At 47.4% G+C, this 13,780-nt stretch carries 10 protein-coding genes; 2 read left to right on the top strand and 8 right to left on the bottom strand.

The window, feature by feature from the left end; translation table 11 throughout:
* Positions 1-12 precede the first annotated feature (12 nt).
* Together RWY97_RS07740 and hflX are read right to left on the bottom strand one after the other, a co-directional pair.
* The gene (locus tag RWY97_RS07740) at positions 13-1,869 is read right to left on the bottom strand and encodes a DUF4954 family protein (RefSeq protein ID WP_315566473.1); all 1,857 of its coding nucleotides are present in this window, start codon (positions 1,867-1,869) and stop codon (positions 13-15) included.
* 73 nt (positions 1,870-1,942) lie between these two features.
* Positions 1,943-3,187: a GTPase HflX gene (gene hflX / locus RWY97_RS07735; RefSeq protein WP_314078884.1), complete on the bottom strand. Its 1,245-nt coding sequence runs from the start codon at positions 3,185-3,187 to the stop codon at positions 1,943-1,945.
* Between the two features lie 399 nt (positions 3,188-3,586).
* On the opposite strand from hflX, the gene RWY97_RS07730 reads away from it, so the two are divergent.
* Positions 3,587-6,013, top strand: a complete 2,427-nt coding sequence (locus tag RWY97_RS07730) for a TonB-dependent receptor (protein ID WP_021583488.1) — start codon at positions 3,587-3,589, stop codon at positions 6,011-6,013.
* 487 nt (positions 6,014-6,500) lie between these two features.
* Here the strand turns inward: RWY97_RS07730 and RWY97_RS07725 are convergent, their stop codons facing one another.
* Positions 6,501-7,601, bottom strand: a complete 1,101-nt coding sequence (locus RWY97_RS07725) for an Mrp/NBP35 family ATP-binding protein (protein WP_315566470.1) — start codon at positions 7,599-7,601, stop codon at positions 6,501-6,503.
* A gap of 149 nt (positions 7,602-7,750) precedes the next feature.
* Here RWY97_RS07725 and RWY97_RS07720 point away from each other — a divergent pair, with 149 nt between their 5' ends.
* Positions 7,751-9,919, top strand: coding sequence for a glycosyl hydrolase 115 family protein (locus tag RWY97_RS07720; protein WP_315566468.1), 2,169 nt, complete (start codon positions 7,751-7,753; stop codon positions 9,917-9,919).
* A 5-nt stretch (positions 9,920-9,924) separates the two neighbouring features.
* Here RWY97_RS07720 and trmB read toward each other — a convergent pair whose 3' ends face one another.
* From trmB to RWY97_RS07695, 5 genes are read right to left on the bottom strand one after another with little or no spacing between them, the layout of a single operon-like run.
* Entirely contained in the window at positions 9,925-10,692 is a 768-nt protein-coding gene (gene trmB / locus RWY97_RS07715) for a tRNA (guanosine(46)-N7)-methyltransferase TrmB (protein WP_273175676.1), read from the bottom strand.
* Between the two features lie 52 nt (positions 10,693-10,744).
* A complete protein-coding gene (locus tag RWY97_RS07710; RefSeq protein ID WP_024991817.1) occupies positions 10,745-11,071 on the bottom strand; it encodes an MGMT family protein in 327 nt (108 codons plus the stop codon).
* A complete protein-coding gene (locus RWY97_RS07705) occupies positions 11,058-11,540 on the bottom strand; it encodes a dihydrofolate reductase (protein WP_315566515.1) in 483 nt (160 codons plus the stop codon). The genes RWY97_RS07710 and RWY97_RS07705 overlap by 14 nt, the downstream gene beginning before the upstream one ends.
* 22 nt (positions 11,541-11,562) lie before the next feature.
* Entirely contained in the window at positions 11,563-12,357 is a 795-nt protein-coding gene (locus RWY97_RS07700; RefSeq protein ID WP_273175673.1) for a thymidylate synthase, read from the bottom strand.
* Positions 12,358-13,746, bottom strand: a complete 1,389-nt coding sequence (locus tag RWY97_RS07695) for a methyltransferase RsmF C-terminal domain-like protein (RefSeq protein WP_315566466.1) — start codon at positions 13,744-13,746, stop codon at positions 12,358-12,360. It abuts the gene before it with no gap.
* Between the last annotated feature and the right edge of the window lie 34 nt (positions 13,747-13,780).

Below are 13,780 nucleotides of genomic sequence, written 5' to 3'. Positions count from 1 at the left end.
TTTGTTTAAAGTTTAAATATCCAATTTTTGGTTTTCAAAATCTACTTCTTTGTCTAACTGCTTAATAAAACTATTCAAGACTTTTTCGTCTACATCGCCCAAAGAGAACTCCTTTTCGGCGTCTTTCCGAATCTCAGCTATCCACACGCGGCGTGCAGTTACATAGTCGGTGCGTATCCGTTCGACGTCGGCCGGGGTCAATTCATTCAGACGGTAATAATCAAGAATCATCCGATAAGCCCATGCCCACCGGTATTCGGAATAGTTTTCGTGAATGCGGTTGAACCGATCAGTAACGGCATCGATCGTTGCTAAGGTTCCGTTCTTGATATCTTCAATCAGCCGATACTCCTCAGACAAGGGCAACAAAAGACCTGAAAGGTCGGTCCAAGGACCTGTTCCGCAGTCGGTTTGCGGCTGTTCGAGGCGGTGTCGCTTCAAAACGGCACCCATAAAGATGCGAAGCGCGATGTCATAGTATTTGATTCCCTTACGCAACGAGCTGGTCTTAATGACATACTCGTGATAGTTATAGGCAGAAACATTATCGCCCGAGGCCGCGCGCAGATTCTCCAAGATTTCCTTTCCACGCAGAATCTCACCCACAGAGAATGGACTTAACCAATCAAAATTCACTATACTCTTCTGTCCGCAACGTGGTCTGACATCGCGTTTGGGCCATTTTCGGATGTCGCGATACAGTCCGACGGTAGTCAAATTGCGGCCGGGCACAAGATACATCGTATCACTATAAGCGATAAGATACGAAAAAGGAAGCGCCCGAGTGTCCGGATGGTACATCAATTTACCGAAACATACGGAGAAAGTACCGATGTGTGCCGGCATCAACAGATAGGCTCCGCTGGCTGTTTTAGAGCCTCTTTCCATAATTCCGTAATGCATCGGACCCATCTTATACGCGTGATTGCTGAAGTTTGTAGCTGATCCGGCGTTGTAAAAAGAAAACATTCCGCCGATGAGCAACGAACTTTTATGGTGGCTCGAAGTAAAAGGACCGCAGAAAGCAGCACACGCTTCACCGTTAGCCATATAGCTATTGGCAAAGAAAACACTGCTTTCGGCTGTGAATCCGTTGGTAATTTGACAAGCTTCTCCCACAAAACAGTTTTCTATTTTCGCACTGTTCAGGATAGAAGAACCATCGAAGATGATAGAATTTTCGCAGATGACGCCGCTCCCGATATACACATTGGCCTGCGGAATACTTTTGATAGAGCAGTCGCTGAGCCTGCAAGCACCGTTTATCTCGCAGTCGTTGCTGATGTGTGTATTGGTTATTTCGCCTGTATTGATAATTTTAACATTGTCACCGATGGTGCCTTGCTCGGGTACTTTAGCACTGATTTCAGCCTTCACCAATACTCTGATGGCATTGATTAAGTCTTTATCACCGATATGTTTCACCATCAGTGCAGCAATCTGACTGGTCAATCCGTCGAACAAAATGATGTTACCCTCGCCCACTTCATTGAGCACCGAGATCATATTTCCTTGTCCGAAAGTGGCTCCGTCAGTTGTTTCGATGGTGTTAACATTCGATAAATAACACTCTTCTCCTATGTGATAGTTATTGATATAATTGCCGATGTTCTCGATTAAGCAATTGTCTCCCACCGTGACATTACGCAAAGTGGCATTCCGAATGCCTGAATGCTTGCGGAAATCAGGACTCACCTCGACGTTCTTTTCAAACACACCGAGCGTTACTTCACCGTAAAACGCCACGTGACGGATGTGTGTCGGAGCAAAGTCATCGGCCACTTGGATGGCTGTCCAATCCTCGGCGGTACAGCCATTGTCTTCTAAAATGCCGATCTCTTCATATGTAAGAAGTCTGTATTCATCCATATTCACACCATATATTTATGATAAACAGCGTGTCTTTTCCCCTTTGAGAGGAGCGGGGGAAGGCTTTTCTGCGTTATTCTATATTGTATAAGAAGTCGTTATAAGGATATTTCTGCACGTGCAACTCACGCACCTTATTATATAAGGTATCGCGAAACTCGATGAGATTAACCCGCTCGCGCGCTGAAATAAACAAGCAATTCTCGTTTAACCGAGCCATCCACGTACGCCGAAGTTCGTCGAGCGGAATGTTTTCTCGGCTTATCGGCGTTAAGTCATCGGCCTCTTTATCCACCCAATGATACTGATCGATCTTGTTAAAAATGATCATCGAAGGTTTGTCTGCACATCCGAGGTCTTTCAGAGTGTTCTCAACCACGTTGATTTGTTCTTCGAAATCAGGGTGTGAAATATCCACAACGTGCAACAAAAGATCAGCTTCTCGCACCTCATCGAGCGTTGATTTAAATGAGTCTACAAGGTCAGTGGGCAACTTTCGGATAAAACCCACGGTGTCAGCCAATAAGAAAGGCAGATTCTCTATCACCACTTTACGCACCGTTGTGTCAAGAGTGGCAAAGAGTTTGTTCTCTGCAAATACCTCGCTTTTAGCCATCAGGTTCATTATTGTAGACTTACCCACATTGGTATAACCCACGAGTGCCACCCTGATCATTCGCCCACGATTTTTGCGTTGGGTAGCTTTCTGCTTGTCGATTTCGGTCAATCGCTGCTTCAACAACGACATTCGGTTAAGGATAATACGGCGATCCATCTCTAATTGAGTCTCTCCCGGACCTCGCAAACCTACCGAACCTTTTCCTCCTCCGGAGCCGGATCCACCGCCTTGACGCTCTAAATGCGTCCAAAGTCGTTGCAAACGGGGCAGCATATAACGGTATTGTGCTAGTTCGACTTGCGTCTTGGCATTGGCCGTTTGAGCACGCATCGCGAAGATATCTAATATCAGCGATGTGCGATCAAGAATCTTTACACCCAACGATGCCTCAATATTGCGAATCTGTTTAGCCGACAATTCATCATCGAAAATCACCATTCCCACGGGACGTTCGGCATCTTCTTCATCACGAATATATTGCTTAATCTCTTCGAGTTTGCCCGTTCCGACATACGTCACGCTGTTGGGACCACCCACTTTCTGGGTGAATCGCTTCACGGTAACAGCTCCGGCGGTGTCAGCCAAGAACTCTAACTCGTCGAGATATTCCTTGGTTTTAGCCTCATCTTGCGTCTGTGTGATCAGTCCAACGAGCACAGCCGTCTCGGCCTTTACCTCAGATATGACAAATTCTTTCATCCAATCTCTTTCTCATCTATATGCTTTATCTTTGCAAAGATAGCATAATCTTTTGGTTTTTCGAGTGAATTCTTTCCATAATTTATATGCGATTGTACAGAATCCGTATGCTGAATGTGTCGTAAACGGCAAAATCATACCTTATGAGTATTGTCTGTTTAGAAAACTTTCAGTACCTTTGAATTATCAAAAACGGAGCAATTACAGTTGTAATCCCTATCGATTTATTCAGTATAACGCACTGATAGTCAGATTAGAAAAATGAGTATTAGACAGAAATCGGAATGGAATCACCAGGCCATTACAGGTAAAAACTGCCACCGTAAAATTACATTAGCATCGCGAAATACCGATAAATAATTAGTCAATAATAATTAATAAAAGAAAGGTAAAACAAGTATGAAACAACCATCTACACGTATCTGCGATATACCGGGCCGACTCTTGGCACTCGCTTGCATCGCTTTTCTCCCATTGTCAGCCGCAGTCGGGAAAACAGATCTGCACAAAGACGCTGCCACTTGCATCGTTCATTCGCCATCCGACAATGCAAGAGAAGAGACCGATCGGCACGGCACGGATGCCAATCTGTTCGGACACGTGCTCAATAAGCGTACGGGCGAACATCTGTCTCACGTCTCGGTGAGCATCCTCGGCACAATGATCCGAACCTCGACCGATGCTACCGGACATTATATGATTAAAGACTTACCGTCTGGAAAACATACGGTTGAAGTACGCATTACGGGTTATCGCACAGTGAGAAAGACGATAACGGCCGTGGAAAACAAGACGGAAGAACTCAACTTCGAGATAACCCAAGACGAAATTGCACTCGACGAAGTGGTAGTTTCGGCCAACAGAAATCTCGCTTTACGTCGAAATGCCCCGACATTAGTCAACGTACTCGACACGAAAACATTCGACCGAACACATTCGATGTGCTTAGCGCAAGGACTGAACTTTCAACCCGGCGTACGAACTGAGGACAATTGCCAGAACTGCGGATTCTCTCAGGTGCGCATAAATGGCCTCGACGGGCATTACTCTCAAATCTTAATAGATTCTCGACCGGTATTCTCGGCTCTGCAAGGTGTGTACGGTCTCGAACAGATTCCGGCTAATATGATCGACCGAGTGGAGATAGTCAGGGGCGGAGGATCGGCTCTTTTCGGCTCATCGGCTATTGGCGGAACCATCAATATCATTACAAAGGAACCCACAGTAAACTTTGCCGAGCTTGCACATACACTGATGTCGATCGGCGGGAAAGGAGCATTTGAAAACAATACGACGATGAACGGCTCTGTCATTACCGATAACAATAAAGCCGGATTCTATGTTTACGGACAAAGCAGACAACGAAACGGTTACGACCGCGACGGCGACGGATACACAGAATTGCCTAAACTCATCAATCGGACAGTCGGTTTCAGCTCGTTCATTCGCCTCACCGACTACTCCAAATTCACGCTGCAATATCACGGATTGAATGAATTTCGCCGCGGCGGAAACCATTTAGACATTCCTGCACACGAAGCAAACATCGCCGAACAACTTGATCATCACATTAACGGAGGCGGCCTGACGTACGATGCCTTCACGCCCGATGAACACAATCATTTCACGTCTTATGTTTCGTTCCAGACTGTCTCACGCAAGAGTTATTACGGAGGTACGGGCGACGGATCGGCAGAATCTGTGGCTGATGCACTCAAAGCGTACAGTATTACACGCGATCTGAACTTAGTAGGAGGCGCACAATACGTTCATACTTTCGACCGACTGCTCTTTCTTCCGGCTGATTTCACCGCCGGAGCAGAGTTCAATTACGATGGACTGAAAGATAAGTCGCTGGGTTATCACACACTGCTCGACCAGCGTGTACGCATCGGCAGCTTCTTCTTTCAAAACGAATGGAAGAACGATCAGTGGGGAATCCTCCTCGGCGGAAGGCTCGATAAGCACAATCTTATCCATCATTTAATATTCAGTCCGCGTATAAATTTCCGATATAATCCCGCAAAAGACGTCAACATCCGCCTCACTTATGCCGGCGGTTTTCGTGCTCCGCAGGCCTTCGATGAAGATCTTCACACTACATTGGCAGGCGGAGAGCGCATCAAAACACGGTTGGCAAAAGGACTGAAAGAAGAGAAATCGAACAGCATCAGCCTCTCAGCCGATCTGTATCACACGTTCGGCAGCGTACAAACTAATCTTTTGGTAGAAGCGTTTTATACCCATTTGTCTGATGTTTTTGCGCTGCGTAAACTGTCGGATAAGGACGAACACGGTAACGGAATCCTCGAACGATACAATGCCAACGCCGCCAACGTCTTCGGATTCAATATCGAGGGCAAGGCCGCTTTCACCTCTTGGTTTCAGTTGCAGGCCGGTGTCACGCTACAAAAGAGCCGTTATCGCAACGCGATAGAATGGGATGAAGAGGCACCCAAGGAACAACGGATGATGCGAACGCCGAATACCTACGGATATTTCACGGCCCATTTCACTCCCGTTCGCGGTTTCTCAGCCTCTCTTTCGGGCAATTATACCGGCTCGATGCTGGTCGGTCACGCCAAGGGATCAGGTGTTTCAGCTCCCGTTGCCGTCAATACACCCGCCTTTTTCACGTTGAATGCCAAACTGGCTTATGATTTCAAACTCTACAATCAAATCAAATTGCAAGTCAATTGCGGTATTCAGAATCTTACCGATGCATTCCAACGCGATTTAGACAAAGGTTGGAACCGTGACGCCAACTATATTTACGGTCCGTCGATGCCCCGCAGTTGGTTCATCGGTGCTAAGATTTCGCTGTAAGAAAAAGTAGGAAATGGCACCTCTCTCTCCCTCTCAGAAAGGAGAAAAGGGCTATCATCTTATGTCCGAAGACCTCTATCCAAAACGTGACTTTCATTAAGTCGTAGTTATGAACGAGGCAAACGAATGTAGATAAAATTCTCATTCGTTTACGGATACTCATTAAGCACCTTGCGAAGAGTAGTTGAATGATAGACGAAAAGCCGTTAAACGGCGTGCAACTAACAGTTAATCGCACGCCGTTTAACGGTTACTTGCACTGCATTTAACCGTTAATCACAATGCAAGTAACCATTAATTGAGAAGGGATTTGTATGTAATTGGAAATCAATCATATACAAATCCCTTTTTATTCATTTTCTCTTGTCCGGGCACCTTATGACTCAATAGCCATCCAATACACCGATTACCATTTGCCAAAAGACCTCAATGTCTTGCTCTCCCCTCTCCCAAGGGAGAGGAGCCGGGAGTGAGACCATCCCTAAACTCACTCTTTCACTTGCACAATCTTCGTAGGACGCTGTTCTCGATTGCGCCGATTGGTTACCGTTATTACGGCTTGTGCCAGATTGATGAAAGCTTGTCCCGTGATGGAATCGGCATTCAGCGCAGCCGGTTTGCCCGCATCGCCGCTCTCACAGATGCTCTGAACAAGGGGAATTTGTGCCAAAAGCGGACAGTTCATTTCCTTAGCGAGGTTCTTACCCCCATCTTTTCCGAAGATGTAATACTTATTTTCAGGAAGTTCGGCAGGTGTAAACCACGCCATATTCTCTACCAATCCCAAGATAGGAACATTCACCTTATCATTACGATACATATCGATGCCTTTGCGCGCATCGGCCAATGCCACACTCTGCGGCGTGCTGACAATGACTGTTCCGGTAATGGCGAGCGTTTGCAAAAGCGTGAGATGAATGTCGCTTGTACCCGGAGGCGTATCAAGAATAAAGTAATCGAGGTCGCCCCAATCTGCATCTGCAATGAGTTGTTTCAATGCATTCGACGCCATTCCACCTCGCCAGAGTGTCGCTGTATCTGAATTAACAAAGAAACCAATGCTCAATAGCTTTACACCATACTTCTCGACGGGGCCGATCAGGTCGCGCCCATCTTGCTTCACAGCGTAAGGACGAGCGTCTTCTACATCAAACATCTTGGGAACCGACGGTCCGAAGATGTCTGCATCGAGCAGTCCTACCTTGTAACCGAGCCTCGCCAGCGCAATGGATAGATTGGCAGCGACAGTGCTTTTGCCCACACCGCCCTTGCCGGAACTTACTGCAATGACGTTCTTCACGTGTGGAAGGAGTTTCTCTACGGCCGGTCTGGGTTTGGATTTAAATTCCGTTGAAATCGTCACTTGCACATCGGCGCTGATGTGATAATGAATAGCCGACTCGGCAGCCTTGATAGTCGACTTCATAAAAGGATCGGTATCACGCGGAAAAATCAAGGTGAACGACACCGACATACCGTCTATACGTATGTCATCGGCCACCATTTCGCCCTCCACGAGATTCTTTTTCGTTCCGGGATACACTACCGTTTGCAGTGCATCCATAATCAACTTAGGATATAATGTCATAATGTTATCGCATTGAAACAGGGCATTTTGCCTGTTCGTTTGCTGCAAAATTACCCATTAATTTATAAAAACGCGAATAAAACAAGAACTATTCGAACTTATCGATAGATTTTTCAGTAACTTTGCACAATAATCAGTGACGAATTAAAATGATGAATTTCAGACAACTCATAACCTCTTTTCTTTTGCTTTTCTCAACTGTTTCGACGGCCGCCAACGTGGTTTGGTTCGACGGAACGCACCAAGTTACTTACGCTACACAAGAAAAACTCTCGCCCGTCGTAAGTATTGCGCTGCGAATGTTCACATCGGATATGCAGGCGGTAACGGGACTTCCGGCTGCAGCTCGTAGCAATGCACCCATCGAAATCTACCAACTCGACTTGCTGAATAATAAAGAATTCAAACAAATCGACAATCTTCGGCTACCCATCGGTAAGATTATCACCAAATCGGATGCCTTTTATCTCGGTGTGAAAAACGGAAAGATCATCGTGATGGGCAGCAATGCGCGGGGTACTGCGTATGGAGTGCTCGAGCTATCGCGCATTGCCGGCGTTTCGCCTTGGGTGTGGTGGGGAGACGTCGTGCCTGAACGCAAGCAGCGATTGGTGATGAACGGGCAGTTCAGTACCACTCAGTCGCCGGTTGTTGCATATCGGGCCATTGCTTTCAACGAACAAGATGTCAACCTAATACCGTGGAGTCGGGCTACGATCGAGCATCAGACGTCGGGAAAACAGCTTGGTCCAGCCGTCTATCGCAAACTTTTCGAGCTGATGCTTCGCTTGCGTGCCAACACCCTTTGGAATGGAGATACCGAATGGAATGCCTTTACTTCCGTCAAAGGCAATATGGAATTGGCCGACAGTTGCGACCTGTTTGTCGGGACAAAAACACATCTGCTGACCCACGTTAAAGGCAAAAAGAAAACGATTCCGGTACATTTCACATTGCGAGACGACGGTTTCGGCTATCTTACGAGCGATGCTGAGCTCGTTCATAAGAAACAAAACGACCACGGTGCATTGGCTTATCATCTGAATGCTGCGGGCAGACCGCACGACGATCTGTGGCTCACCACTATTCAACCAGGACTCGTCTGTCACGAATTGAAGACCGCTTACGAATACGGAATCAAACAGTTGTGGGTGCTTAATGTGACTAATCCCAAGTCGGCCATCATTCAGTTGTCGCTCGCAATGGATTTGGCGTGGAATCCGAATGCCGTTAAACGCAACGCCATCAACCGGTATTTGGACAATATTCTACTACAAATTGCAGGGCAAAAGGCCGTTTATCGTCTACGCTCTGTTATGCAACAGTTCTATCATCTCACGGCTATCCGTCGTCCGGAATGGATGGGATGGAATCGAACAGCAGGCAAGTCACGATCCGTTCAGAACACAGACTTCAATGCAAATGCTTTCGGCAACGAGTTGGAAACTTATCTGAGCGATTATAATACACTGCGAGTTGCCGTACAAAATGTCGAACGCGACATCCCGACAGCGCTTCGCAATGCTTTCTTTGCAGCAATAAAGTATCCCGTTTTGGCTGCTGCCGCAATGGCAACTAAGCAACTTCAAGCACAAGAAGCGCGCGAATTGGCCCGTCCTCAGTCATTTCATCACGACAGCGAAGCTCTCACTTCAGCTGCCAACAGTATCAAGGCATATCGCGAAATCCGACAACTCACGGCCTATTACAACAATAAATTGGCTACGGGTAAATGGAAAGGATTGATGAATATGGCGCCACACAACTTGCCGATATTTGCCGAACCCTATCTACCCGATCGTCTTTCGGAGCAAGAAATCAAGCAATATGCTACGACAGACACGCCCGAACCTCGTGTAAATCTCGATAAATGCACAGCTAAAAACGCGTACGACTATGCTTCATCGACAACTGATGTACGCCCGATCTCGATGTTGGGACACAATATGAAGGCCGTACTCATCCCGCAAAACGGTTCACTCACCTATTCATTTTATGCCGAGCGGAGCGGCGATGCCGTGTTACGCATCGCACTGATTCCTACTCCCACGGACACGAAACACACCCGTTTGCTTGCCATCAGCATCGATGGCGCCACACCGATGACAGTTCCTGTGAAGACCGATTACCGTTCCGAAGCGTGGGAAAACAATGTTTTGCAAGGTCAAGTGCGCCTCAATCTCCCCCTCAATATAACCCAAGGGCCCCACACTTTAACGCTGAAAGCAGTGGGAGGAGCTGTAATTGCCGACCAATGGATGCTCGATTTCGTTCCCGATCGACACTTTTATGTCTTCCCTGTAAAGCCTGCTCAATAACCCGTTTATTTACTTACAGAACGGCTACTGCGTTTAGAGCGATGATAACTGCGGTACTCATCCAAAGGAATTTCAACTTCCGGCTCGGCCAATTCGCCGTTATGCGGAAGCTCAAAGCGGATGTATCGAATATTCAAACCGCGCTCCATCCACATTGATTCGTAGTAAGTGCGGATGGTGAGAAGCGGCGAATGCTCTTCGGAAAGCGACGAATGATAGAGGTCTTCGGTCTTAAACAAGAGGGGAAAACCATTGCGTTCCACCACCAAAGACGTGTAAGTGAATAGGAAATTACTGTCGGTTTTCAGATGAATAATACCTCGATCCACCAGAAAATGCCGATAACGCGCCATAAAAAACGTACTCGTAAGTCGCTTGTGTACATTTTTCATCTGCGGATCACTGAATGTCAGCCAAATCTCTTGCACCTCATCGGGTCCGAAAAAGCGGTCAATGATTTCGATATTGGTACGCAAGAAGGCTACATTCGACAGCTTTTCGTCCAACGCTTGTTTAGCTCCCGTGTACATTCTTGCACCTTTAATATCTACTCCGATGAAGTTTATCTCCGGATAAAGTTTAGCTAATCCAACCGTGTATTCGCCCTTACCGCATCCCAATTCGAGAACGATGGGATGATTATTGCAGAAAAATCGCTCACGCCAAAGACCTTTCATATCAAACGAAACACCCTCCATCGCAGCGAAGGGATATTGAAAAACGTTGCTGAATGTCTCCATTTCGGCAAACTTCTGTAACTTTCCTTTACTCATATAATGCAAAAATAGAAAGAAATTTCGATATATTCAACGAGTCTACTTGATTTTACTCGTCGGCCCATTCCTCATAATTCCACCGACACTTACGCATATCCACAAGTCCGGAAGACTTGAAAGCAACACCTTCAGCAGCAAGAATCTCTTGCTGTTCAGACCAATGCGGGGCTGTGCGGCCTTGACTATTGACCACCCGATGACACGGAAGTGCAAGTTCGGTTGTGGCTCCTCGCAAAACATTCCCTACCAAACGGGCATTTTGCGGACGACCGATGAGTTCGGCAATCTGTCCGTAACTCATCACCTTTCCACGCGGAATGGCCGCTACAATACTGTAAACATCCTGTCGAAAAGCCGCAGAATCAACGCCGAGCATACGTTACAAAGGCATAGGAAAAGGGATGCCGCTCATCGCGTTCGTACGTTTCTCGCGCTACTTCCTGCCACTCGTCATAGGGCGGAAAGAATGCATCGGCCTCGACAGGCGTGTCGTTTATCTCAGTAAGATACAGTCGGTCGGCCTTGGGCAATGCCTGTTCGTAAACCCGTGCACCACCTATTATATATAGCTCTTCATCAGGTCGGCACGAGGCCAACGCCTCATCGAGAGACGTATAAGCATCGCACCCCTCGAAATAGACCTGCGTACGGCTCAGCACTACATTGCGACGATTGGGTAAAGCACCATTAGGCAACGACTCGAAAGTATGTCTACCCATCACAACTGTATGCCCCGTGGTGAGCTGTTTGAAGCGTTTCAAATCGTTTGGAAGCCAATAAATCAGTTTGTTTTGATAGCCAATGGCACGATTTCGGGCCACAGCAGCAATGATATTAACGGTCATTTGCATTCTGTTTTAAAGTTCATCAGACAGAGACCTGCGCCGAAATATGCGGCCACGGGTCATAATTTACGAGTTCGAAATCTTCGTATCTGAACGCGAAAAGATCTTTTACGTCCGGATTCAGACGCATCACGGGCAGGACACGAGGCGTTCGGGTGAGTTGCAATCGGGCTTGATCAAGATGGTTGAGATAAAGATGCGTGTCGCCGGTAGTATGAATAAAGTCGCCCGCTTGCAGTCCGCAGACTTGCGCCATCATCTGTAACAGCAGCGCATAAGATGCTATATTGAACGGTACTCCTAAGAAAGTGTCGGCGCTGCGCTGGTAAAGTTGAAGACTCAAACGCCCTTCTGCCACATAGAATTGAAACAAACAGTGGCACGGGGGTAATGCCATCTGCTCGACTTCAGCCGGATTCCACGCCGTGACAATCATTCGGCGGGAGTCGGGATGATGACGAATCAGGTCGAGCACTTGCTGAATCTGATCGATAGTTCCGCCCTGATAGTCGGGCCACGAGCGCCATTGATGACCGTAAACAGGCCCCAAATCGCCGTGTTCATCAGCCCATTCGTTCCATATCCGCACGCCGTTCTTTTGCAAATAATGCACGTTCGTATCACCTTTTAAGAACCAAAGCAGTTCGTAAATGATGGATTTCAGATGCAGTTTTTTGGTTGTTAGCAAGGGGAAACCTTGTCCGAGATCGAACCGCATTTGGTTTCCAAAGACGCTGATCGTCCCCGTTCCCGTCCGGTCTTCTTTCTTAACGCCCTCGCGAATAATGCGATCGAGCAGATCGAGATATTGTTTCATTTATGTAATTACATTGTGATTATCTTGTGGAATATGGCTGCTTTTAATCTTCCATTCATTGGGATAGAGATTGTTGGCACGCTGACCGACGTTCTTCTCGAAGCCAATGGGCCGACCTCGATAGGTGAGCAGCACGGCCCCTCGTGGTGTTTTGGCAGGCAAACCGACAGCTTCTTTGCGCAGAAAGCGGATAGCTTGCGCATCGTCTAATGCCACTTGCGGGAAAAAATCGGCGTTCAGTGCCGTAGAAAAAGCCAATGAAATATGAGGAATTACGTCTTTTCCTTTTTGTATCCCGAGTGTAATTCCCGCGTGAATGACGTGCAACGACTGCGCCGCCGAAAAGTAAAGATCGGCCCATCTGCGCGGAATCGCAACGAGCTCATTATCAGAACGTTGCGTCACCTCATACACATCGCTCTGCAATAAGCCGTTAATCAGGCTGCAATTAACGGCTTTTCGTCGTGCGATTTGATGCTTTTTGCAAGGCAAAAAGCCGTTAGTTGTTTTGCGAAGAATAAACAGGCAAAATCCCTCCCCACGCGAACGTCCAGGAAGGAAGCGATAAGCAGGGTTTTCATCTACCAAAGAACCAGTGATATTCCACGCCTGCTCAGTGTCCACAGATAGGAATTCGGCTCCTAATTCAGCTGCAATCCACGCGGCATTTTCTTCATTCTCACAAGCATTGAACGTGCAAGTAGAGTATATCAGCAACCCACCGGGTTTGAGACAAGGCCAAATGTCGCTCACGATTTCCCGTTGCAGATGTCGGCAATGGGCCACATTTGCCGGGCTCCATTCGGCTATTGCCCTTGCATCTTTGCGAAACATACCCTCTCCGCTGCACGGTACATCGGCGAGAACGACATCGAACATCAAGCCGCTTCGCTGATAATCGCGTGCGTAATTATTGGTAACAACGACGTCAGGATGGCCGAACTTCACGATATTCTCACGCAGAATCTGTGCCCGATTGCGCACAGGTTCATTGCAAAACAGCACGCTTCCCGCGGGCAATGCAGCCAAAGCACATGTAGATTTACCACCAGGCGCAGCGCAAAGGTCAAGCATCATCACGGGATCGACCACATATTGGCGAATCACTCGGTGCAGAAACATCGACGAAGCATCCTGAACATAATAGGCACCGGCGTGCATCAACGGGTCGAACGTAAAATTAGGCCGCTGCCGAAGATAAACTCCCGTGTTGCACCAAGGCACTCGTCCGTCGGCCAAAGGGATACGGACATCTTCCATCCGACATTTAAACGGATTCAACCGAATGCTGACAGGCGGCTCATCAGCCAGTGCCGAGACCACCGTCTGATACAGTTCGGGCCCCATCAGTTGCCGAGTATATTGCTCGAAGTCCGCAGGAAAATTCATCACCTTTTATATATATGGGTGCAAAAATACGCAT

Source organism: Hoylesella pleuritidis, assembly GCF_963541955.1.
Classification (GTDB): Bacteria; Bacteroidota; Bacteroidia; order Bacteroidales; family Bacteroidaceae; genus Prevotella; species Prevotella pleuritidis.
Note: the sequence above shows the minus strand (reverse complement) of the source record. Positions and strands in the feature narration are given on the sequence as shown.